Origin of the sequence: Streptomyces sp. NPDC101151 (genome assembly GCF_044768335.1) — a bacterium.
Classification (GTDB): Bacteria; Actinomycetota; Actinomycetes; order Streptomycetales; family Streptomycetaceae; genus Streptomyces.
This window is the reverse complement of the sequence record NZ_JBIWPP010000004.1, coordinates 17134-39178: the sequence shown is the minus strand read 5'-3', so window position 1 is coordinate 39178 and position 22045 is coordinate 17134. Positions and strand designations below refer to the sequence as shown.

The window sequence follows — 22045 nt, the reverse complement described above, 5'->3', positions numbered from 1 at the left end:
GGGGAAAGTCAGGTTAGGCTCACCTCTGTGAGTAGGTGTGCGACCGCCTCCCGGGGCCTCGACGAGCCCCTTTCCGGTACGGCTGCCACGGCGACGACCTGGCTACTGCTGGAACAGTCCGGCCCTTGGGGTGCCAAGGCGCTCACTTCGAGCCATCTCGACCCCGCCCTTGGCCGTGCCCTGGAGGCCGCCGCCGAGGGAACCGGTGTCCGCGTCGCGCTCATCCGGCGCCCCGGCCGCCACGCGGATCCCGGCACGCCGGAGCTGCGGCACGTGTACGTGGCCCACACCGTCCCCGGCAACGTCTGGCTGCACAGCGCCACCACCCGCGATCCGCGCCGCCTGCTCGGCCTCGACCTCGCCGCTCTCGGCGCGGGCGACCACCGTTCCTTCGGCGCGGCCCTCGGCGGCCGGCCGCACACGGGCGACCCGCTCGCGCTCGTGTGCACCAACGGCAAGCGCGACCGCTGCTGTGCCCTCCTGGGCCGGCCCCTCGCCGCCGAGCTGGCCGCGTCCGGTGTGGGGGGCGTCTGGGAGGTCACCCATCTGGGTGGTCATCGCTTTTCGCCCACCGTGCTCGTCCTGCCGTACGGCTACGCGTACGGCCGCGCGGAGGCGGACACCATCAGGAAGGCGCTGCACGGGGTCCAGCAGGGGCGTGTGGTGGTCGAGGAGTGCCGGGGATGCTCCGCCTGGGAACGGCCGGGCCAGGCGGCCGAGCTGGCCGTGCGCTCGGCGGCGGGCGAGTACGCGGCGGGCGTGCTGAGCGTCGTCCGGACCGAGCGCAGGGGTCCGCACTGGGAGGTCACCGTCGCCCACGCCGACGGCCGCCGCTGGCGCGTCACGGTGGCGCAGAGCCCGTCCCTGCCACCGCGCCCGGAGAGCTGCGGTGCCGCGGTGCTCGGGGCACCGGCGCGGATGGACGTGGTGGCGGTGCGCGAGTTGCGCACGACGGCGCTGGCGAGCTGAGCCGGCCCCTCCCGCACCCACTTCTTCAAGAATCGGTCAAGAGATCCATGCCACATCCCCTTCGGCGACCGCCGTCCGCCCACGTACCGTCGTGGGCATGAGCCCGACTCCCCCCGCACGCCGTCTGCGTCTCGGTCTGCCGCGGCGGGTGTTCTCGCAGGTGCTGCTGATGCAGGTGACGATCGCCGCGGGCGTCGCGGTGCTCGCGACCGGGCTCTTTCTTGCGCCGCTGAGCCAACAGCTGGACCAGGAGGCGATGCGCCGGGCCCTGGCCATCGCCCAGACCACGGCGCAGGACCCGCAGATCGCCGAGGGCGTCCAGAACACCCCGCCGACCAGGAACGGCCCGGTCCAGCAGGAGGCCGAGCGGATCCGGCACGCCACCAACGCCGAGTACATCGTGGTGCTGGACCCGCACTGGGTGCGCTGGTCGCACCCCACCCCCGGGGAGATCGGCCACCGCGTCTCCACCGACCCCCAAGACGCCCTGGACGGCAAGGACGTGATGGAGATCGACAGGGGCACCCTGGGCCGCTCGGCCCGCGGCAAGGTGCCCCTGTACGACGCCGACCACCGGATCATCGGGGCGGTCTCGGTCGGTATCGCCTACGACAGCGTGCGCGCAAGGCTGATCAGCGCGATCCCGGGGCTGTTCGCCTACGCCGGCGGTGCGCTCGCGGTGGGCGCCCTGGCCGCCTGGCTGATCTCCCGCCGGGTGCAGCGGCAGACCCGGGACCTGGCCTTCTCCGACATCTCGGCGCTGCTCGCCGAGCGCGAGGCCATGCTGCACGGCATCCGGGAGGGCGTGGTTGCCCTCGACCGCGACGCCCGCATCCGTCTGCTCAACGACGAGGCGCGACGCCTGCTGGGCATCGGCGACGAGGCCGTGGGCAGGTCCCTGGACGAGGCGCTGGGCGAGGGTCGCACGGCGGACATCCTGGCCGGCCGGGTGACCGGCACCGACCTGCTGACCGTGCGGGGCCAGCGCGTCCTGGTCGCCAACCGGATGCCCACGGACGACGGCGGCGCCGTGGCCACCCTGCGCGACCGCACCGAGCTGGAACAGCTGGGGCGCGAACTCGACTCCACACACGGGCTGATCGACGCCCTGCGCGCCCAGGACCACGAGCACGCCAACCGCATGCACACTCTGCTCGGCCTGCTGGAACTGGACATGTACGACGACGCCGTGGATTTCGTCGGCGAGGTCGTCGGGGACCACCGGGCCACCGCCGAGCAGGTGACCGAAAAGATCCAGGATCCGCTGCTCGCCGCGCTGCTGGTCGGCAAGGCGACCGTGGCGGCCGAACGCGGGGTCGCCCTGTGGGTCTCGGAACACACCCGGCTGCCGGACCGGCTGATCGACCCCCGGGGGCTGGTCACGGTCGTGGGCAACCTCGTGGACAACGCACTCGACGCGGTCGCCGGCACCCCGCACGCGCGCGTGGAGGTCGAGTTGCGCACGGAAGGACGGACGGTCCTCCTCCGGGTGCGCGACACCGGGCCCGGAATCCCGCAGGACCAGCGGGAGTTGATCTTCACTGAGGGATGGTCCACCAAGCAGCCGCCCGCGCACGGAAAGCGCGGCCTGGGGCTCTCGCTGGTGCGCCGGCTCGCCGAACGGCAGGGCGGGAGCGCGACGGTGGGCGCGGCGGACGGCGGGGGCGCGGAGTTCACCGTCGTGCTGCCCGAGGCGCTGACCGAGCCGGAACCGGAGCCCGCGCTCACCGGGTCCGTGGAGGCCTCCGTGGACTCCGGCGCCACGGCCCCTGCGCACATTCCGACCGGAGCCGAGGAGGAGGCTCGATGATCGAGGTCCTGGTCGTGGACGACGACGTCCGCGTCGCTCGGGTCAACGCCGCCTATGTCGAGAAGGTGCCCGGCTTCCATGTGGCCGGCGAGGCGCACAACGCGGCCGAGGCGCTGCGCCGGTTGGAGGCCCTGCCGCGGCTCGACCTGGTCCTCATGGACCACTACCTGCCCGACGACACCGGGCTCGCCGTCGTCCAGGAGATGCGCAGGCGCGGCCACCAGACCGACGTGATCATGGTGACGGCCGCCCGGGACGTGACCACCGTCCAGGCGGCCATGCGGCACGGCGCCCTGCAGTACCTGGTGAAGCCGTTCGCCTTCGCCGGGCTGCGGGCCAAGCTGGAGGCGTACGCACAGCTGCGCCGCACGCTGGACGGCGGCGGCGAGGCCGAACAGGTCGAGGTGGACCGCATCTTCGGCGCCCTCTCGGCGCCGTCGGAGCCGGAGCTGCCCAAGGGGCACTCCCCCACCACCGCCGGGCTGGTGCGCCAGTCCCTGATGAGCGCCGAGGGGCCGCTGTCCGCCCAGGAGATCGCCGAGCGGACCGGAGTGAGCCGCCAGACCGCCCAGCGCTATCTCAAGTTCCTGGAGCGCACCGGACGGGCCCGGCTGACCCTCAAGTACGGCGACGCGGGCCGCCCGGAACACCGTTACGTGTGGGCGACCCGCGCCTGAGCAGGCTTCAGCGAGCGGTCACCCGGCGGCCTTCTCGACGAACTCGGTCGTGTACGTCTTGCTCAGGTCCACCTTGGCGTTCTTGATGTTGGGATTGAACGCCTTGAGGACCTTCTCGACGGTCTCGGGGCCGTTGGCGGGCATCACGCCGTCCTTGGTGAACATCGGCAGCGTGCTCTTGATCGCCTCGGCGTAGAGCGTCTTGTCGCCCTGGGAGTAGTCGGCGGGCATCTTGGCCGCGATCTCGTCCGCGCTGTGGGTGGACATCCACTTGAGCGTCTTGACGAATGCATTGGCCAACTTCTGGACGGTGTCCTTGTGTCCGTTCACCCAGTCCGTCTGCATGTACAGACTGGACGACGGGTACGGCCCGCCCAGCGCCGCCTGCGAGCCCTCGGGGGTGCGCATGTCGAGGAGGACCTTGCCGGCCTTCTTGTCCAGGATGGTGGCGACGGTCGGGTCGGTGGTCATGCCCCCGTCGATCGCGCCCTTCTGGAGCGCCGAGATGAAGGTCGGTCCGGCGCCGACGGCGACCGGTGTGAACTCGTTGACCTGCACACCGTTCTTGACGGCAAGGTACTTGGTGAGGAAGTCGGTCGAGGAACCGAGACCGGTGACGCCGAGCTTCTTCCCCTTGAAGTCCCTGGGCGAAGCGATGTCGCCCGCCGCCTTGCCGGAAACGATCTCCACCTCGCCGGGCGCATGCGAGAACTGCACCACGGACTCGACGGACTTGCCCTTGGTCTGCAGGTCGAGGGTGTGGTCGTAGAAGCCGACGGCCCCCTGGACCTGCCCGGAGACGAGCGCGGTCTCTGCCTGGACACCGGCGGGCTCGCTCAGCAGCTCCACGTCGAGGCCCTCGGCGTCGAAGTAGCCGAGCCGCTGGGTGAGCATCGCGGGCAGGTAGATGACCTTGTCCAGGCCGCCGACCATGATCTTGACCTTCGTACCCTTGCCGTCGCCCTTGCTGCCGGAGCCGGCCGAGGCGGTGCTCGCGGCGTCATTGGCGCAGGCGGTGAGGAAGGAGAGGGCGAGCAGGCCGGCAGCGGCCAGGGTGGTGTATCTGGCGGACTTGCGCATGGCGGTTCACGTCCTTGTGAGAGGGCGGTGCGGGAGAGGGGGGTGGCTCGGGGGCGTTCAGCTGTCGGAGCCCGACGGCTTCCAGCGGAAGATGCGGCGCTCGGCGAACGTGAGCAGCCCTTCGGCGACGAGCGCGACGACGGCGAGGATGACCATCGCGGCGTACACACCGGCCGCGTTGAAGGTGCCCTGCGACTGCGCGACGAGCAGGCCGATGCCCTTGGTCGCGCCGATGTACTCGCCGACGATGGCGCCGATGAGGGCGAAGCCGAAGCTGACGTGGAGACTGGTGAAGATCCACGAAGTGGCGGACGGAATGACGACCTGGAGCGTCACCCTGCGGTCGCTCGCGCCGAGGATCCGGGCGTTGGAGACCAGGTTGCGGTCGACTTCGCGGGCGCCCTGGAAGGCGTTGAAGAACACCGGGAAGAACACCAGCACGACGGCCGACGCGACCTTGGAGGCGGGGCCGAGTCCGAACCAGATCACGAAGATCGGGGCGAGGACGATCCGGGGTATCGAGTTGAGCACCTTGATGTATGGACCAAGGATGTCGGCGAGGAAGGTGATCCGCCCGAGGGCGATACCGCACACGACACCGGCGACCACACCGAGCGCCCAGCCGAGCAGCGCCTCGTAGAGCGTGTACCAGATCTGCTCACCGAGCGAGCCGAGCGCGGTGCCGTGCGTGACCCAGGTCCAGATCTGGTCCCAGATCTTCGAGGGCATCGAGAAGTTGAACGGATCGATGACCTCGGCCCGGGAGAGCACCTCCCACAGGCCGAGGACGGCGACCAGGAGCAGTACCCGGGCGGCCGTGACGACGATCTTCCGTCTACGGGCGGCACGCGCGCGTGAGTGCGTGCGGCTCGTCTTGTCGGCGGGCTCGGTCATGGCCGGTGCGACCCGGTCCTCGGGCATGACGTCAGGCGGCATGGGCGGCACCTCTCTCGCGGGTGATGCGAACCTCTTCGCCGAGGGACTCCCAGATCTCGCGGTAGATCTCGATGAACCGCGGCTCCAGGCGCACCGACTCGACCTTGCGCGGCCGGGGCAGGTCGATGTCGAAGACCTGCTTCACGGTCGCGGGACCGGCGGTCATGACGACGACCCTGTCGGCCAGCGCGATGGACTCCTCCAGGTCGTGGGTGACGAAGACGACCGAGGCGCCCGTGCCCTCCCACAGCTCCAGCAGCTCGTCCGACATCAGCGCCCGGGTCTGCACGTCGAGCGCCGAGAACGGCTCGTCCATGAGCAGGATCTCGGGGTCGTTGACGAAAGTGGCAGCAAGGGCGACGCGCTTGCGCTGCCCGCCGGACAGCTGGTGCGGATAGCGGTCCTCGAAGGCCGCGAGCCCGACCCGGGCCAGCCACTCGCGCGCCTTCTGCTTGGCCTCCGCCTTGGGCACGCCGCGGAACCGGGGGCCCGCCATCACGTTGGACAGGACCGTCCGCCAGGGGAAGGTGGCGTCCTGCTGGAAGACGAATCCGACCTTGTCGCCGACGCCGCCGACCGGCTGCCCGGCCACCAGCACATCGCCCTCGCTGGGCTCCTCCAGCCCGCTGACCAGGGTCAGCGTGGTGGACTTCCCGCAGCCGGTCGGCCCGACCACGGCCACGAACTCGCCGCGCTCCACGGTGAGGTCCAGGCCGCGCACGGCCGTGTGCAGACCCCCCGACGGGGTCCTGAAGGTCTTGCTCGCGCCCCGTAGCTCGATGGCGGGGCTGGTGTCTGCGCTCATGGGCCGGGACGGTAGGTGTGGCCCCGGCCACAGCAGCAGCCTTGTGGGCACAAGCCGTTCTTTTGCTCGCAAGGGCCTGTTGTGCTCATTTTGCTCGCGCTACAACTGCGGAGCCGAAACACGGGCTCAACGCTCGCCGGCCTTGTGAGGAGAGGCCCGATGATTGACGTCCTGGTCGTGGACGACGACTTCCGCGTCGCAGAGATAAACGCCAAGTACGTGGGGAAGGTTCCCGGCTTCCGGGTGGCCGCTCGCGCGCACAGCGCCGCCCAGGCCCTGGCCGCGGTCGAGCGCGGCACCATCGATCTGGTCCTGCTCGACCACTACCTGCCGGACGAGACCGGTCTCGACCTCGTCCACCGCATGCGGGAGCAGGGCCACGGGACCGACGTCATCATGATCACGGCGGCCGGCGATGTGACGACCGTGCAGCAGGCAATGCGCCTGGGCGCACTGCACTACCTGGTCAAACCCTTCACCTTCGCCGCGCTGCGCACCCGCCTGGACTCCTACGCGGCTCTGCGCCGCACCGTCGACCGGGTGGGCGGCCACGGTCTGACGGGCCAGGAACAGGTCGACCGGATCTTCGGCGCCCTGCGCACGTCTCCGGCACCGTCCGCACCGGGCCTGCCCAGCGGCCAGTCGGAACCCACGACGGACCTCATCTGCGGCGTCCTGCACCGCGCCGACCATCCGCTGTCGGCCCACGAGGTCGCCGCCAGAACCGGCCTGAGCCGCTCCACGGCCCAGCGCTACCTCCGCCACCTGGAACAGGCGGGCCGTCTCCGCCTCTCCCTGAAGTACGGCGACACCGGCCGCCCGGAACACCGGTACGCATGGGTGGCGCCGTAGCACGGCCATCTGCCCATCCGGCCGTCTGGCGACTGGGCGGGATACGGCCGTGGGAAGGGCCGGCTAGGCGGCTCCCGCCCCGGTCAGTGACCTCACCTCGGTCTCCGCGTACTTGGCCTCGTCCGCGGTCTCCTCCGAGGTGACCGTGCCCAGCCAGCCGGCCAGGAAGCCGAGCGGGATGGAGACGATGCCCGGGTTCTGCAGGGGGAAGTACTGGAAGTCGACGTCCGGGAAGAGTGAGTCCGGACTGCCGGACACCACCGGCGACAGCAGCACCAGACCGAGCGCGGGAACGAGGCCGCCGTACACGGCCCACACCGCGCCGCGTGTGGTGAAGGCGCGCCAGAACAACGAGTACAGCAGTGCCGGGAGGTTCGCCGACGCGGCCACGGCGAAGGCGAGGCCGACCAGGAAGGCGACGTTCAGGTCGCGGGCCAGCAGACCCAGTGCGATCGCGACGACACCGATGCCGACAGCCGCGATGCGCGCCACCGCCACCTCACTGCGTGCCCTGGACTGCCGCCGCCGCAGCGACGCGTACAGGTCATGTGCCACGGACGCCGAGGAGGCCAGTGTGATGCCGGCGACCACCGCGAGGATCGTGGCGAAGGCGACGGCGGCGACCACCGCGAACAGAACCGTTCCACCAGTGGAACCGGAGCCCCCGCCCAGATCGAGGGCGAGCAGGGGTACCGCCGTGTTCCCGGCCGCGTTCGAGTGGCGCACGGCGTCCGGCCCCACCACGGCAGCGGCCCCGAAGCCGAGGACGATCGTCATCAGATAGAAGCCGCCGATCAGCCCGATGGACCACACTGCCGAACGGCGGGCCGCCCGCGCGGTCGGCACGGTGTAGAAGCGGGAGAGGATGTGCGGCAGCCCGGCCGTGCCCAGCACCAGCGCGAGCCCCAGGCTGACGAAGTCGAAGCGGGCGGTCCAGCTCCCGCCGTACTTCAGTCCCGGCGCCAGGAACGCGGTCCCGTGGCCGCTGCGCTCCGCGGCGGCGACCAGCAGCCGGTCGAAGTCGCCGTGGAACCGGACCAGCACCAGCACGGTCAGAACGGCTGTCCCGCCGAGCAGCAGAACCGCCTTCACGATCTGGATCCAGGTGGTGGCCCGCATGCCTCCCAAGGACACATAGATCACCATCAGCGCGCCCACGCCGATGACCGTCCAGGCCTGGGCCGTCCCGCTCGTGCGTCCCAGCAGCAGCGCCACCAGGCTGCCCGCACCCACCATCTGCGCCACCAAATACAGCACGGACACAGTGACCGAGGACGTTCCCACGGCGATCCGCACCGGCCGCTCCCTCATCCGCGCGGCCACCACGTCGGCCAGGGTGAACCGCCCGCAGTTGCGCACCAGTTCCGCCACCAGGAAGAGCACGACCAGCCAGGCCACGAGGAAGCCCACCACATAGAGCATCCCGTCGTAGCCGAACAACGCGATGAGCCCGGTGACGCCGAGAAAGGAGGCGGCCGACATGTAGTCACCCGCGATGGCAAAACCATTCTCCATCGGGGAGAAGAGCCGCCCGCCGGCGTAGAACTCCTCCGCCGAACCCTGCCGTCTGCGGCTCACCCACGTCGTGATCCCCAGGGTGACGGCCACGAACCCACTGAACAGCAGCAGCGCCAGCATCTGGTGATCGCCGGTCACGAGGCGCCTCCCTGGACTCCGCGCGTCAGTTCCTGCGTGTCCCAGCGCAACTCCAGCGCAGCCCGGTCCCGCCGCAGCCGCGCATGTCGGGCATAGGCCCAGGTGAGCAGAAACGTGGTGAGGAACTGCCCGAGCCCCGCCAGCATCGCCACGTTCACCGCCCCTGCCACGGGACGGGCCATGAGGCCTGGCGCGGTCGTCGCGGCGACCACGTACCCCACGTACCACGCGAGGAACGCGGCGACCCCCGGCACCACGAATCTCCGGTACCGGCTGCGGACTTCTTGGAATGCCTCGCTGCGCTGCACTTCGACGTACACGTCACGAGCGCGAAGATCCGCCCCGTCCTGCTCCCCGCGCGCAGACGGTACGGCTCGAGCCGGCATGCCGACGCCGTCCAACTCGCCCCAGCCGGGGGCCAGCGCGTCGTACCAAGGGTCTTCGTACCTCACGTGGCGGGACGCCGCGCCGGGGTCTTCCTGGCCCTCGGCCGGGTTCACGGGACCGTCCCCGGATCCAGGGGAACGACCATCACTTGACTGCATGCCCAAGGATGGACAGATCGGGAAGATCCCTGACTCTTCTTCCCTCGGCGCTTCACCCCATCAGGTGACTCACTCCGTGCGTGGCCGCACCAGCCCCTTCCCGTACGCGTACCGCACCGCCTGTGCCCGGTCCTTGAGGCCCGTCTTGGCGAAGAGGTTGTTGATGTGCGTCTTCACGGTCGCGGTGGAGACATGCAGTTTGCGGGCGATCTCCTGGTTGGTCAGACCCTCGGCGATCAGCACCAGGACCTCGCTCTCCCGTGCGGTGAGCCCGTCGGGTGCCTCGGCCGCGACCGGTCCGGGTTCGGGGCCGGGCTCCGACAGCCGCTCCAGCAGCCGGCGCTGGACGCTCGGCGACAGTCCCGCGTCCCCCGACAGCACGCTCTCCACGGCACGGACGATCTCGTCGCCGCCGGCGTCCTTGGTGAGATACCCCCGGGCTCCCGCGTGCAGCGCAGGGAACAGGGACTCGTCGTCCGCGTACGTGGTGAGCACCACGACCTGGGTCCCCGGGTACTCCGCCCGGATCCGCCGCGTGGCCTCCACACCGTCGCAGCGGGGCATCCGCAGATCCATCAGGACCACGTCCGGGGCGAGTTCCCCGACCAGCCGCACCGCCTCCTCGCCGTCCCCCGCGGAACCCACGACCTCCACACCGGGCAGCAGCCCGAGCAGCATCACGATGCCTTCCCGGACCACGGTCTGGTCGTCGGCGACCACCACTCGTGCGGGCTTCCTCTCCCCCTCCGTCTCCGTCATACGGGCACCTTCAGCGTCACCACGAACCCCTCCTCGTCCGGCCCCGCGTCGAGCGAGCCGCCCAGCAGTTCGGCGCGCTCCCGCATCCCGAGCAGACCGTACCCGCCGCCCGCCCCGGTGAGTTCGCCCGGGCGGCCGCCCGAGTCCCGTACGTCCAGCGTCACTTCGTGCTGCCCGTAGTCGAGACGCAGGTGCACCTTGGCGCCGTGAGCGTGTTTGCGGACGTTCGTCAGTGCCTCCTGCGCCACCCGGCGCACGGCCTGGGACGCCTCGGCCGGCAGGGCTCTGTGCTCACCCGTGACGGTGACGTCGGCCCCGTCGGACGCGCTGACGAGTGCGGTCAGGAACTCCTCCAGCGGGGTCAGCTCGCCACGCAGCGCGGACAGTGCCTGACGGGTCTCGGCGAGGCCGTCACGGGCCATGCCCCGGGCGGCCACCACCCGCTCCAGGATCTGCTCCCGGCCGGCGCCGCGCTCGATCAGCAGCCGGGCTGCCTCAAGGTGCACCAGTTGTGCGGAGAGGCTGTGGGCCAGCACGTCGTGAATCTCCCGGGCGATTCTCGCCCGCTCGACCAGTGCCGCCGATTCCGCCTCGGCGGCCCTCGCGGCCCGCTCCTGGGCGAGCAGCCGCTGCGCGTTGCCCCGGGCCTCCGCGTCCAGCCGCAGGACGTAACCGGCGAGGGCCATGCCCGCCACCGTGGCTGCCGTGGTCAGCCACACGTCGTTGTTGAACGCGGAGTACGAGGCCAGTGCCACCGACGTCACCGGCAGGGCGGCCCCGAGTGGCAGCCGTTCCAGGGCGGCGATCCCGGCACCGCACCAGATCAACAGGGCCGGTCCTCTGAACCCCGTGGCCTCGGCCGCGACCGCGATGCCCAGGATCACGCTCATGAGTGCCAGGGAGGGCATCAGCCGGTGCGCGTAGGTGGTGTGGAAGAAGGCCCAGGAGACAAAGGCGGCGAGGACCACTCCCGCCGCGGCCGCGAGGGCGCCCCAGACCCCGACGTGCTTCTGACTGAACGCCCCCCACAGGAGCAGGGCGATCACGAGCAGCCTGACGGACCAGGCGAGCATGCGCCGGGGCCGGGTGATTCCCGCGCGGCCGAGCGCCTCCCGCGACGGCCAGCGCGTCCAGGCGTTCTCCGTCACACGCGCTCCTTCCACGCCGACCCCATGCCGTCACCGTACGCCGGGGCCGGGTGGCTCGCGGAGCCGATGGCCTGTGCCCGCCAGGTCAGGATCCCGGCACGGACCAGGAGGGTGCCGGCGAGGCCGAGCATCAGTGCCGAGCTGTCCTGATGCACACCGGACACGGCGCCGACGGCGAAGATGCCGACCCGCAGGGCTATGCCGCCGAGCCATACGAAGACGCTGGCCTTGGTGCTCTTGGTCCACACGACGCCGTCCGGAGCCGTCCAGATTCGGGTGGTCCAGGCCCAGCCGGCGCCCGTGGCCAGGCCGATGAGGACCTCCACCGCGAGCAGTACGGCGGATTCGGTGCGGTGGTGGGCGTCGAGTATGCCGGGCTCGCGCAGCGCCACGACCGCGAGGATCGCGGGCAGTAGCCACCAGCGCCGGTCGGTGTCGATCGCACGGGCGCGGAACTGCCGCCCGATCACTATGGCGATCACGGCCACGATCACCAACGCGTTGACGAGCCCGGACATCACAGCCTCCGTGAGCAAGAAGGTGGTGTCGGAAGCGAGCGCTTCCGACGCCTTCAAAGTTACGGAAATTCGCAGGTCAGGAGATCGGATCAGGGGTGGATCGCGGGTGGAATCCTGTGCCCGGCCCGCATCCACCCACGGGTGGAGAGATCTGCGGTGGGGCAGGTGGGCGGCGCCGACGTCGGTGCCCGGCCGTGGTGTCGGCAGAGGCCGGGGCAGGAGCGGAGATCCATGGGACGGCGCGGAGGGGGAACGGGCAGACCGGAGAAGGGGTGGACAGGCGCCGCGACAGGCACCACGAGGAAGGCGCAGCAAGGACAGGTACGGCATGGGAGGGCGGAGGCGCGGGCCGGCAGTCGCCAGGCAGGGAGGGCGAGCCGACGCTCAGGCCTGTGAGTCAGTCCGCCGAGCGGCACGACGGGGGACTCTCCCGTCGAGCGGACCGGAACGGCCACGCCACGGGGGCGGAGCGAAGGCACGGCGCGCCGGTACCGACCATACAGTCCGCCCCTCGGAGGAGCAGGCCCCGCCGGTCCGCCTCCTGGCATCCCCGGGCATCCCCTGCCCGGCGTCGGAGGACCCCCCGGCTCGGCACCTCGGCGCGGGCTCCTCCCGACCGACCTGGCGTCCACAGCCCGGCACATCCAAACCAAAGCGCCTGCTCGTGGCAGGGCTGCGGGCCGCAGCCCGGTCAGCCGATCCGACCCCGGGCACGGCCGGCACGGAACCCGGTCAGCCCGAACCCGGTAGATCCGAACCAGCCGGCCCTTCCCGACCAGCCGACCGGCGGACCAGCGGTCCGGACGCACCACTGGACGGAGACGGACCAGCACCTCGGCCGACCGGTCCGCTCCCGCCGAACAGTCCGATCGGCCGAAGCCCGGCGCAGCGGCTACGCGTCGATCCGCGACCGGTCCAGTGTCGCCGCCGAGCTGGAGATGAACTCCTTGCGCGGCGCCACGTCATTGCCCATGAGCAGGTCGAAGACCTGTTCCGCGGCCTCCAGGTCGGAGAGGTTGATCCGGCGCAGGGTGCGGTGGCGCGGGTCCATCGTGGTTTCGGCCAGCTGGTCAGCGTCCATCTCACCCAGACCCTTGTACCGCTGGATGGAGTCCTTGTACCGGATGCCCTTGCTCTGGAACTCCATGAGCTTGTCGCGCAGCTCACGGTCCGAGTACGTGTAGACGTACTTGTCCTGGCCCTTCTTCGGCTGGATGATCTCGAGCCGGTGCAGCGGCGGCACCGCCGCGAACACCCGGCCGGCCTCGACCATGGGCCGCATGTAGCGCTGGAACAGCGTGAGCAGCAAGCAACGGATGTGGGAGCCGTCCACATCGGCGTCGGTCATCATGATGATCTTGCCGTAGCGGGCCGCGTCGATGTCGAAGGTACGGCCCGACCCGGCTCCTATGACCTGGATGATCGCGCCACACTCGGCGTTCTTGAGCATGTCGGTCACCGACGACCGCTGCACGTTGAGGATCTTGCCCCGGATCGGCAGCAGCGCCTGGAACTCGGAGTTCCGGGCGAGCTTCGCCGTACCGAGCGCGGAGTCGCCCTCGACGATGAACAGCTCGCTGCGGTCGACGTCGTCGCTGCGGCAGTCGGCGAGCTTGGCCGGCAGGGACGAGGACTCCAGGGCGGTCTTGCGGCGCTGGGCATCCTTGTGCTGGCGGGCAGCCACGCGCGTGCGGGCGGCGGCGACCACCTTCTCCATGACGACACGGGCCTGGGCGGCTGCGTCCCGCTTGCTGGAGGTCAGGAACGCCTTCAGCTCCTTGGTGACGACGGTGTTCACGATCCGCCGGGCTGCCGAGGTGCCGAGGACCTCCTTGGTCTGCCCCTCGAACTGCGGCTCGGCCAGACGCACGGTGACGACGGCCGTGAGGCCCTCCAGTGCGTCGTCCTTGACGATGTTGTCCTCGGCGACGCGCAGCAGCTTCTTGACACGCAGCACGTCGTTCAGGGTCTGAGTGATGGCCTGCTCGAAACCGGCCGCATGGGTGCCGCCCTTGGGGGTGGCGATGATGTTGACGAATGACCTCAGGGTCGTGTCGTAGCCGGTCCCCCAGCGCAGCGCGATGTCGACGCCCAGCTCACGAGTGACCTCCCTGGGCGTCATCTGGCCGTGCTCGTCCAGGACCGGGACCGTCTCCTTGAAGGTGCCCTGACCGGAGAAACGGAGCACGTCGCAGACCGGCTTGTCGCTCGCCAGGTACTCGCAGAACTCGCTGATGCCGCCGTCGAAACGGAAGGACTCCTCACCCTTGCTGCCGCCGTCGCCGAGACCCACCTCGTCCCGGACGACGATCGTCAGCCCCGGCACCAGGAACGCGGTCTGGCGGGCACGCTGGTGCAGCGTCTCCAGGGAGAGCTTGGCGTCCTTGAGGAAGATCTGCCGGTCCGCCCAGTAGCGCACGCGCGTGCCACTGCGGGTCTTGGGGACCTTCTTGATCTTGCGCATACCGCTCTTGGCCTCGAACTTGGCGTCCGGGCCGTACCCCGCGAAGGCGCCCGGGGCGCCACGCCGGAAGCTGATGGCGTGAGCATGGCCACCTCGGTCCACCTCGACGTCGAGGCGGGCCGAGAGCGCGTTGACCACGGAGGCTCCGACGCCGTGCAGACCACCGGAGGCGGCGTAGGAACCGCCGCCGAACTTGCCGCCGGCGTGGAGCTTGGTCATGACGACCTCGACGCCGGACAGGCCGGTCTTGGGCTCCACGTCCACGGGGATGCCGCGGCCGTTGTCCCGCACCTCCACGGAGCCGTCGTCGTGGAGGATCACCTCGATGTGGTCGCAGTAGCCCCCGAGGGCCTCGTCCACGGAGTTGTCGATGATCTCCCACAGGCAGTGCATCAGACCGCGGCTGTCGGTCGAGCCGATGTACATGCCCGGGCGCTTGCGCACGGCCTCGAGACCCTCGAGGACGAGCAGGTGCCGCGCGGTGTAGTTGGAACCGTCCCGGTCTGCTCCTGCCAGCAGCGCTGTGGACGGCACGGACGTATCGGCGGTCACGCGGTTCGCTCCTCGCTGAATTTCAGGTGACCCCCTTCTGGGTAAGGGGGTGGCTTCGGTTGCCGCTCAGAGGGTACCGAGGCCTGGTAGAGCCGTTGTAACGCCACCCTCGTCAGGAAGTCAGCTTAGTCGAGGCTCGTATGCGTGTTCGATCCCTCGATGGAGTGAAGTACATATCACGTTCCCTTGGAGGCATGAACCATTTAGGCTCCGGGCACGTCCTCATGAACAACCGGCAACCCAGCCGGGAGGACGTGAACCCAAGACCGCGCGAAACCGTAAGCACATAAGACACGCACTACGGCACATTCGCCGCCAACCCGGCAGCAAACAGCCGCCCCGAAAAGATTTTTTCGAGGAAGAGCCACGAGCGGGAACGTTTTCGGGCTGGTTGGATGTTGACCCTGGTACGACAGCTCGTCGAGCTAGAGAAGAGGCGACGTGACTACTGTTCTGACCCCCGCGAGCCCACTGACGGCCGCCGATCGCTGCGACCGCTGCGGCGCCCAGGCATACCTGCGCGTCGTCCTGCTGAGCGGCGGAGAACTGCTCTTCTGCGCCCACCACGGTCGCAAGTTCGAGCCGGAACTCAAGAAGATCGCCGCTGAGATACAGGACGAGACGGAGCGGCTGACGTCCGTTCCGAACACCACTTCCGAAGAAGAGCGCTGAATCTCGCACCACGACGAGCCAGCCCTGGCACAGGCCAGTGAACGGGCGGCCGCTCCTCGCCAGGAGCGGCCGCCCGCGCTCATGCCCCCATGCAGCCCCTCAGGAGCCCCTGTCGGGCTTCTGCGGGCCCGCAGCGGCCTTCGGGAGCGCCCGCAGGACGTCGGAGACGCGCGTGTAGACACCGGGGCTGCCAGGCCGCCCACAGCCGTTCCCCCAGGACACGAGCCCGATCAGCCGTCCTGAGGCCACCAGCGGGCCCCCACTGTCGCCCTGACAGGCGTCCGGGCCGCCCGCGGCCTCGCCGGCACAGAGCATGGAGTCGGCCCGATACGCGCCGTCAGCGTCCCCCGGATAGGCCCGGACGCAGAGATCGTCGCCCAGCACGCGTACGCGTGCGGCGTGCAGCCGACGCGCATAGGCGCCGCCGCCGGTCGTGTCACCCCATCCGGAGACCAGGGCCTCCGTCCCTTCCGCGTACGCGGAGTCACCGGCCGGTGCCATGGGTACGACGGCGCCCTGCGGCAGCGACGCGGCGAGGGTGAGCACGGCGAAGTCGCCGGAGTTGGTCACGGAGTCGTAGCGCGGATTGACCCGTATGTCCTTTACCGCGATCTCCTCGCCCTCGTTCGAGAGCAGATCCGTACGACTTGCGATGACCTTGAGGTCGCCCACTCGGTCCGGAGGCGCCCCCAGGACGTCCTCGGCCATGCAGTGGGCCGCGGTGAGCACGGTGGTGCGCGTGACCGCCACCCCGCCGCAGAACTGCCCCGCGCGCGTACCCCCGAACCGGTCACGGCTGGACAGCGCCACGGTCCACGGGGCCTGGGAGACATCGATCGGAAAGCCCCCGACGACCACACTGTCGGCGGCCACCGGAGCCGCTCCTGTCAGGGGTATGACGGACATGGTGGCCGCCAGGATCAGCGGCCGGATCAGTGCCCGGGCAATGGAACGGCGCATGCATGCTCCTCACTCTGGGGTGGTGCTGGGACACCCAGAGTCATCCACGGCACAGGTGTGCGCAGCACGAAGGCCCGGCTCCCACGAGGGGGACCGGGCCTTCGCCGTCGTACGATCGGGACTTAGTCGAGGTAGTCGCGCAGCACCTGCGAACGCGACGGGTGGCGCAGCTTCGACATGGTCTTGGACTCGATCTGACGGATGCGCTCACGCGTCACGCCGTACACCTTGCCGATCTCGTCGAGCGTCTTCGGCTGACCGTCGGTGAGGCCGAAGCGCATGGAGACGACGCCGGCCTCGCGCTCGGACAGGGTGTCCAGAACGGAGTGCAGCTGCTCCTGCAGAAGCGTGAAGCTGACGGCGTCGGCGGGGACGACGGCCTCGGAGTCCTCGATGAGGTCACCGAACTCGCTGTCGCCGTCCTCACCCAGCGGGGTGTGGAGCGAGATGGGCTCGCGGCCGTACTTCTGGACCTCGATGACCTTCTCCGGGGTCATGTCGAGTTCCTTGGCCAGCTCCTCCGGGGTGGGCTCGCGGCCCAGGTCCTGGAGCATCTGGCGCTGCACGCGCGCGAGCTTGTTGATGACCTCGACCATGTGCACCGGGATACGGATGGTGCGGGCCTGGTCGGCCATGGCGCGGGTGATCGCCTGACGGATCCACCAGGTGGCGTACGTGGAGAACTTGTAGCCCTTGGTGTAGTCGAACTTCTCCACCGCGCGGATCAGACCGAGGTTGCCCTCCTGGATGAGGTCCAGGAAGAGCATGCCTCGGCCGGTGTAGCGCTTGGCCAGGGAGACCACCAGACGGAGGTTGGCCTCCAGGAGGTGATTCTTGGCGCGGCGGCCGTCCTCGGCGATGATCTCCAGCTCGCGCTTCAGCTTGGGGGCGAGCTTGTCGGCGTTGGCCAGCTTGTCCTCGGCGAACAGGCCGGCCTCGATGCGCTTGGCGAGCTCGACCTCCTGCTCGGCGTTGAGCAGGGGGACCTTGCCGATCTGCTTGAGGTAGTCCTTCACCGGGTCGGCGGTGGCGCCGGCCGCGGCGACCTGCTGGGCGGGCGCGTCGTCCTCGTCCTCGTCGGACAGGACGAAGCCCGCGCTCTCCGTGCCCTCGGGCTCCTCGGCGCCTGCCTTGGCCTCCTCGAGGACCTCTTCCTCGACCAGCTCGGCGTCGTCCTTCTTGCCCGTGGTCTTCTTGGCGGCCGTCTTCTTGGCGACGGTCTTCTTCGCGGCCGCCTTCTTGGCGGTCGTCTTCTTGGCTGCTGCTGCCTTCTTGGCGGGCGTGGCTTCCTCGGCGGGATCGTCCGCGGCCGGGGCGGCGGGCACAGCCGGGGCGGCCGTGGTGGCGGTGGCCTTCCGGGTGGTCACCGTCTTCGCCGCGACCGTCTTGGTCGCGGTGCGCTTCGCCGGGCTCTTCGCTGCGACGCTCTTTCGGGTGCGCTTGGGCTCTGCTGCACTGACCATCAGCGTCACACCCTCTTCCTCAAGGATCTGGTTGAGGCTGCGCAGTACGTTCTTCCACTGAGTGGCCGGAATCTGGTCAGCTTCGAAGGCCCGACGCACATCGTCGCCGGCGATCTGCCCCTCAGCCTTTCCCCGCTCAATGAGCGCCATGACAGAGACGGACTCGGCGATCTCCGGCGGGAGCGTACGGGATGTGCTGGCCGACACGAACAACCTCTCGGAACGTTGGAAAACGGCTTCCGGCCCCGTCCACAGCGGACAGGAGCCGACCACCGGCCTGGGGATGGGCCGACGGAGCGGGCGGGGCCGGGAAGATACACAGCGCCTGTCATGGCGCCCGTATTCCCTCCGCGGCTGTCACCTCTTAGGTCATCGCGCTGCTCCCGCGAGCGTTACGCCCAATCTGCGTGGCCCGAGTCACACCCCGTAAGCGGACAAAAACGGTCAGACACAGGCAGATGAGATCGCCAATGTGTCGACCCTGACCGTTCTGTCGGCCGCGGCGGCCCGCAGCGCCGCCGGGCCCCGCCGGATTCCCAAAGATCCGACGAGGTCCGGCGACGGCCGGTTCCCAAGCCCGGCGCCGCCCCGAGAACCACGAGAACGCGGCACACTGGCGACCGCACCGCCTTCGATGCGGGTCAGTGCTCGCGCGGCGCGGGAACCACGCGCTCCACCTCAGGGTGGACGGTGAGCAGTTGACGCATGGCCGACTCCGCCGCCGTGCCGTCGCCGGCGCCGAGCGCGTCGACGATCCGCGCGTGCAGCGCGAGGGAGGCCTCGTTCGGCCGGTCACAGCCCGTGACCGGTCCGCCGGAGACCTGGAGGGCTGCCGAGACGATTCCGGAGAGGTGCTCCAGCATGCGGTTGCCCGCGATCTGGATGAGCAGCCCGTGGAACTCCGTGTCGGCGCGCGAGAACGTCAGCGCGTCGCCCTGAGCCATGGCGTGACTCATGATCTCGACCATGTCGGACAGGCGCTGCTGCACCTCCTCGCGTCCGTGTCCGGCTGCGAGGCGGGCGGCGAGAGGCTCGATCGTCCAGCGTAGCTCGCTCAGCTCACGGCGCTGGTCGTCGCGCTGCGGCCCGAAGGCCCGCCATTCGATGATGTCCGGATCCAGGAGGTTCCAGTCGCTGACGGGACGCACGCGCGTGCCGACGTTCGGGCGGGCGCTGACGAGGCCCTTGGCCTCCAGGACACGGAGGGACTCGCGGACGACGGTACGGGAGACCTCGAAGCGCTGGCCGATCTCCTCGGGCACCAGCGGGCGGTCCGCCCCCAGGTCGCCGGAGACGATCATCTGACCAAGCTGCTGGACGAGTTGGCCGTGCAGCCCGCGTCCGCGGCTGCCCGCGGCTCGCCGGCCCACGCGGCCCAGCTCGGGCTCCGCCCCGTCCCAGGCGGGCACTCCGACGCGGTCGGGCACCGGGGCCTCGGCGTAGGGGTAGTGGTCGAGTTCGCCCGGACCGGTCAGACCAGAGTCTGAGGAGCGGGCGGCGGTCATCATGGTGTGCGCAAGGGTACTCACGGATCCTTTGTCGGCGTCGCCTCCAACTCCCTTGAGGTCTTTGGTGAAAAGCACACGAAAGGGTGATCGCTCACGGCGTCGCAATTGACGCCTTATCGGAAAGAAACGGGCTTTCTCCGGGAAGTTGTGCGCACAGCAGGACCGGAAGCACACGGACAGTCATCATCCGGCCCTGGCGCGGAGTGTGGTGACGAGATACGCGCAGAGCAGCGCGGTGAGCGACAACGTCAGTGCACCGCCGACGGGTTGGGCGATGACCCGGACCGTGGCGAGCAGGTATCGCTCCCCTCCGAAGGGCCACTGCAGCAGGAGGACCTCCCGCATCCGCGCCGGGAGACCGGCCGCCAGCGGCACGGCGGGACCCTGCAGCACCTTGTGCACGAGAGGGACGACGAGGACGGGTACGGCCAGGACGGCGGCGAGGCCCGCCGTGGTGGATCTGAAGACGCCGGCCGCCAGGACGCCGGCCCATGCGCAGCCGATCACCAGCCCGAACCAACTCGCGCTCAGCGACAGCCAGTCCGCGGGAACTTGTGTGAGCTCCCGTCCGTAGACGAGATAGAGCATCTCGGCGTCGCAGCCCACGGTGAGAAAGGCCAGCATCAGGGCGGTGGCGCCGGAGACAAGGAGTTTCGCGGTGAGCAGCCCCAGCCGGCGGGGCACGGTGCCGCGGTCGGCCGCCAGTGCGGGGTGGCGGAACTCGTCTCCGAAGGCCAGCGCGCCGAGCAGCCCGGCGGCGAGCGCCGTGGGCGGCAGCGGCAGCCCTTTCGGCCATGCCGCGAACAGCCGCGCCTGCGGGGTGTGCCCCCCTCGCGCCAGGAGTACCGCGGTGAGCGCGGACACCAGCAGGACGCCCCCGCAGGTGAGGAAGCCGGTGCCGATTCCGGTGGCGCGCCGCAGTTCGTAGCGCAGGGGACGGAGGGGGCTGCGAGCAGGGAGGACGCAGATGGGGGGCGGGAGGGTGGACAGAGCGTCGACGTCCCGAGCCGCGTCGGCGCGTGAGCGTGACGGGTGGTCGGTCTGCCCGGCGCGAAGTTGACGGCTGCCGGGCTTTCGCGCGCCGGCATGCCGTGCGCCGGGGACGGTCGCGCCGGGGGCCAGCGTGCTGACGGCGGCGGTGTTCCTGGCGTCGGCTCCCGCTTGCGGGTCTGTGGAGGCCTCCGAGAGGTCGGCCTCCGCTGCGGTCCCGACAGAGCGCGCGCCGGACGGAGCGGCCTGTGCACCGCTGCCCGCTCCGTCCGCGGCGCCGGAGGCGGCACCAGAGGTCGTACGGTCGCCTCCGGAGGCAGCGCCCCGGGCCGAGCGGCCGGTTCCGGCAGAGGTGTCGATCTGCGCTGCCCCCGCGGGGGGAGCACCGCCGGCGGCGCTCGTGTGGCCCGTCGGGGAGCCGTGGCCATGCATCCGCCCGACCGGTGGCAACTCGTCGCCGACACCCTCCCCCGGCTCCGCCTCCGGCGCCGACAGGCCGGCCGCGGTCGCCTGCCGCTCCTCGGAGGGAAGAGCGGACGCTGTCCGCACGCGGGGAGCGGCCCGCGCCTCCGGCGATGAGCCGGACGCGTCGTGCGGCCGTCCCCGCGCAGCGTGGTCCTGCGCGGCCTGTTCCCGCTCGGCCGTCACCGCATCGACGGCGCCCACCTCGTCCACGGCTCCCGCTTCCGCACTCGGCCCCATGTCCCCCACCTCGTCAGCGAGTTGGTGGACGAGGATGCCGTGCCGGAACGCGGTCTCGCCGACATCGGCGGTGGTACTGCCGTACACGGACAGGCGGTTGCCGTCCTCCCGTACGACCTCGACGGAGCGCCGGGCGGTACGGGCCTCCTTGGTGAGCAGGGACGCGAGGCGGGCGGCGTAGGGGCTGCGGACGGCCACGCGCGGGCGCAGCCGCGTGCGCGCGAACTCCCTGGCCTCCTGGTCGGCGACGAGTCTGCCGCCGTCGAGGGTGACGACCCGGTCGGCCTCGCGGGCGGCCTCCTTGGAGTCGGATGTCGTGAACAGCACCGTGCCGCCCTGGGCCGCATGGGCCCGCAGCATGCCGTGCAGCCAGCGCGCCTCGCGGGCGGAGAGTCCCTCGGTCGGGTTGTCCAGCACGAGCGTGTGCGGGTCGGCCAGGAGGGCGCAGGACAGTCCGAGTCGGCGATCCATGCCGCGCGAGAGGGTGCCGAGGCGTTCCTCGCGGAGGCCGACGAGGCCGACCACTTCGAGGACCTCGTCCGCACGCCGGGCGGGAACTCCGGCCGCCGCGCACAGCATGCGCAGATGCCCGCGGATCGAGCGGGCCGGATGTCCCGGTACGTCTCCGAGGAGTACGCCGACTTCCCGCGAAGGGTGGGGGATCTTATGCAGGGGCCGGCCCTTGAAGTAGGTCATTCCACGGCCCTGTTGGAGTTCGAGCATCAGCTTGAGAGCCGTCGTCTTGCCCGCGCCCGCGGCCCCGAGGAGCACGGTGACATGGCCGGCGGGCGCCTCGAAGGAGACGTCGTCGACGGCGGGCGGGTGCGCCTTGCGGGGATTGCTGGTCAGTCCGAAGGCCTGGATCACCTGCAGTAAGATAGCGCGCGATGTCCGGTTTTTCTGGTATCGCCTGATCTGTTCTTCAGTGGCGCGCAACTCGAAGGGGGCTTTTGTCCGCCATTTGACGGATCGGACCTGG

The 22045-nt window shown here is 70.3% G+C and carries 18 protein-coding genes; 5 read left to right on the top strand and 13 right to left on the bottom strand.

The genetic code is table 11. The annotated features are described in order from the left end of the window. The first annotated feature begins 27 nt into the window (after nucleotides 1-27). From ACIRU3_RS08585 to ACIRU3_RS08575, 3 genes are all read left to right on the top strand, one after another. Nucleotides 28-969: a sucrase ferredoxin gene (locus ACIRU3_RS08585; protein ID WP_404053319.1), complete on the top strand. Its 942-nt coding sequence runs from the start codon at nucleotides 28-30 to the stop codon at nucleotides 967-969. A 97-nt stretch (nucleotides 970-1066) separates the two neighbouring features. Continuing rightward, nucleotides 1067-2779 carry an ATP-binding protein gene (locus ACIRU3_RS08580; RefSeq protein WP_404053317.1) on the top strand — a complete coding sequence of 571 codons (1713 nt, stop codon included), beginning with the start codon at nucleotides 1067-1069 and terminating at the stop codon, nucleotides 2777-2779. Then, a complete protein-coding gene (locus ACIRU3_RS08575) occupies nucleotides 2776-3456 on the top strand; it encodes a response regulator (RefSeq protein WP_404053314.1) in 681 nt (226 codons plus the stop codon). Before ACIRU3_RS08580 ends, ACIRU3_RS08575 begins: the two co-directional genes overlap by 4 nt. Before the next feature lie 18 nt (nucleotides 3457-3474). Here the strand turns inward: ACIRU3_RS08575 and ACIRU3_RS08570 are convergent, their stop codons facing one another. Genes ACIRU3_RS08570 through ACIRU3_RS08560 form a run of 3 tightly spaced genes read right to left on the bottom strand, consistent with a single transcriptional unit; the run spans nucleotide 3475 to nucleotide 6277 of the window. Next, nucleotides 3475-4536: an ABC transporter substrate-binding protein gene (locus ACIRU3_RS08570; protein WP_404053311.1), complete on the bottom strand. Its 1062-nt coding sequence runs from the start codon at nucleotides 4534-4536 to the stop codon at nucleotides 3475-3477. A 57-nt stretch (nucleotides 4537-4593) separates the two neighbouring features. After that, nucleotides 4594-5472, bottom strand: coding sequence for an ABC transporter permease (locus ACIRU3_RS08565; protein WP_404053307.1), 879 nt, complete (start codon nucleotides 5470-5472; stop codon nucleotides 4594-4596). Further along, nucleotides 5462-6277, bottom strand: a complete 816-nt coding sequence (locus ACIRU3_RS08560; RefSeq protein ID WP_404053304.1) for an ABC transporter ATP-binding protein — start codon at nucleotides 6275-6277, stop codon at nucleotides 5462-5464. The genes ACIRU3_RS08565 and ACIRU3_RS08560 overlap by 11 nt, the downstream gene beginning before the upstream one ends. 159 nt (nucleotides 6278-6436) lie before the next feature. On the opposite strand from ACIRU3_RS08560, the gene ACIRU3_RS08555 reads away from it, so the two are divergent. After that, complete coding sequence (locus tag ACIRU3_RS08555) at nucleotides 6437-7129, top strand: response regulator (RefSeq protein ID WP_404053301.1); 693 nt, start codon at nucleotides 6437-6439, stop codon at nucleotides 7127-7129. 63 nt (nucleotides 7130-7192) lie between these two features. On the opposite strand, the gene ACIRU3_RS08550 is transcribed toward ACIRU3_RS08555, so the two are convergent. The 6 genes from ACIRU3_RS08550 to ACIRU3_RS08525 all read right to left on the bottom strand — a co-directional run bounded on the left by ACIRU3_RS08550 (nucleotide 7193) and on the right by ACIRU3_RS08525 (nucleotide 14771). Further along, nucleotides 7193-8785 (bottom strand): cation acetate symporter, encoded by a 1593-nt coding sequence (locus ACIRU3_RS08550; protein ID WP_404053298.1) that lies wholly within the window; start codon nucleotides 8783-8785, stop codon nucleotides 7193-7195. Further along, nucleotides 8782-9330 (bottom strand): DUF485 domain-containing protein, encoded by a 549-nt coding sequence (locus tag ACIRU3_RS08545; RefSeq protein ID WP_404053295.1) that lies wholly within the window; start codon nucleotides 9328-9330, stop codon nucleotides 8782-8784. Before ACIRU3_RS08545 ends, ACIRU3_RS08550 begins: the two co-directional genes overlap by 4 nt. 69 nt (nucleotides 9331-9399) lie before the next feature. Further along, the gene (locus ACIRU3_RS08540) at nucleotides 9400-10089 is read right to left on the bottom strand and encodes a response regulator (protein ID WP_404053292.1); all 690 of its coding nucleotides are present in this window, start codon (nucleotides 10087-10089) and stop codon (nucleotides 9400-9402) included. Beyond that, a complete protein-coding gene (locus ACIRU3_RS08535; protein WP_404053290.1) occupies nucleotides 10086-11237 on the bottom strand; it encodes a sensor histidine kinase in 1152 nt (383 codons plus the stop codon). The genes ACIRU3_RS08540 and ACIRU3_RS08535 overlap by 4 nt, the downstream gene beginning before the upstream one ends. Further along, nucleotides 11234-11755, bottom strand: a complete 522-nt coding sequence (locus ACIRU3_RS08530) for a DUF1453 domain-containing protein (protein WP_404053287.1) — start codon at nucleotides 11753-11755, stop codon at nucleotides 11234-11236. Before ACIRU3_RS08530 ends, ACIRU3_RS08535 begins: the two co-directional genes overlap by 4 nt. 892 nt (nucleotides 11756-12647) lie before the next feature. After that, nucleotides 12648-14771: a type IIA DNA topoisomerase subunit B gene (locus ACIRU3_RS08525; protein WP_404053284.1), complete on the bottom strand. Its 2124-nt coding sequence runs from the start codon at nucleotides 14769-14771 to the stop codon at nucleotides 12648-12650. A 441-nt stretch (nucleotides 14772-15212) separates the two neighbouring features. On the opposite strand from ACIRU3_RS08525, the gene ACIRU3_RS08520 reads away from it, so the two are divergent. Beyond that, the gene (locus ACIRU3_RS08520) at nucleotides 15213-15443 is read left to right on the top strand and encodes a hypothetical protein (RefSeq protein WP_404053281.1); all 231 of its coding nucleotides are present in this window, start codon (nucleotides 15213-15215) and stop codon (nucleotides 15441-15443) included. Nucleotides 15444-15542: 99 nt separating this feature from the next. Here ACIRU3_RS08520 and ACIRU3_RS08515 read toward each other — a convergent pair whose 3' ends face one another. The 4 genes from ACIRU3_RS08515 to ACIRU3_RS08500 all read right to left on the bottom strand — a co-directional run bounded on the left by ACIRU3_RS08515 (nucleotide 15543) and on the right by ACIRU3_RS08500 (nucleotide 21933). Then, entirely contained in the window at nucleotides 15543-16403 is an 861-nt protein-coding gene (locus ACIRU3_RS08515; protein ID WP_404053278.1) for a serine protease, read from the bottom strand. 122 nt (nucleotides 16404-16525) lie between these two features. Then, complete coding sequence (locus ACIRU3_RS08510; protein ID WP_404053275.1) at nucleotides 16526-18073, bottom strand: RNA polymerase sigma factor; 1548 nt, start codon at nucleotides 18071-18073, stop codon at nucleotides 16526-16528. 434 nt (nucleotides 18074-18507) lie between these two features. Continuing rightward, the gene (locus ACIRU3_RS08505) at nucleotides 18508-19395 is read right to left on the bottom strand and encodes a FadR/GntR family transcriptional regulator (protein ID WP_404053272.1); all 888 of its coding nucleotides are present in this window, start codon (nucleotides 19393-19395) and stop codon (nucleotides 18508-18510) included. A 162-nt stretch (nucleotides 19396-19557) separates the two neighbouring features. Continuing rightward, nucleotides 19558-21933 carry an ATP-binding cassette domain-containing protein gene (locus ACIRU3_RS08500; protein ID WP_404053269.1) on the bottom strand — a complete coding sequence of 792 codons (2376 nt, stop codon included), beginning with the start codon at nucleotides 21931-21933 and terminating at the stop codon, nucleotides 19558-19560. Between the last annotated feature and the right edge of the window lie 112 nt (nucleotides 21934-22045).

Coding starts and splice junctions, on each gene's coding strand:
- ACIRU3_RS08575 (WP_404053314.1), top strand. CDS start 2,776: ATGATCGAGGTCCTGGTCGTGGACGACGACGTCCGCGTCGCTCGGGTC.
- ACIRU3_RS08560 (WP_404053304.1), bottom strand. CDS start 6,277: ATGAGCGCAGACACCAGCCCCGCCATCGAGCTACGGGGCGCGAGCAAG.
- ACIRU3_RS08530 (WP_404053287.1), bottom strand. CDS start 11,755: ATGTCCGGGCTCGTCAACGCGTTGGTGATCGTGGCCGTGATCGCCATA.
- ACIRU3_RS08580 (WP_404053317.1), top strand. CDS start 1,067: ATGAGCCCGACTCCCCCCGCACGCCGTCTGCGTCTCGGTCTGCCGCGG.
- ACIRU3_RS08545 (WP_404053295.1), bottom strand. CDS start 9,330: ATGCAGTCAAGTGATGGTCGTTCCCCTGGATCCGGGGACGGTCCCGTG.
- ACIRU3_RS08565 (WP_404053307.1), bottom strand. CDS start 5,472: ATGCCGCCTGACGTCATGCCCGAGGACCGGGTCGCACCGGCCATGACC.
- ACIRU3_RS08540 (WP_404053292.1), bottom strand. CDS start 10,089: ATGACGGAGACGGAGGGGGAGAGGAAGCCCGCACGAGTGGTGGTCGCC.
- ACIRU3_RS08570 (WP_404053311.1), bottom strand. CDS start 4,536: ATGCGCAAGTCCGCCAGATACACCACCCTGGCCGCTGCCGGCCTGCTC.
- ACIRU3_RS08515 (WP_404053278.1), bottom strand. CDS start 16,403: ATGCGCCGTTCCATTGCCCGGGCACTGATCCGGCCGCTGATCCTGGCG.
- ACIRU3_RS08555 (WP_404053301.1), top strand. CDS start 6,437: ATGATTGACGTCCTGGTCGTGGACGACGACTTCCGCGTCGCAGAGATA.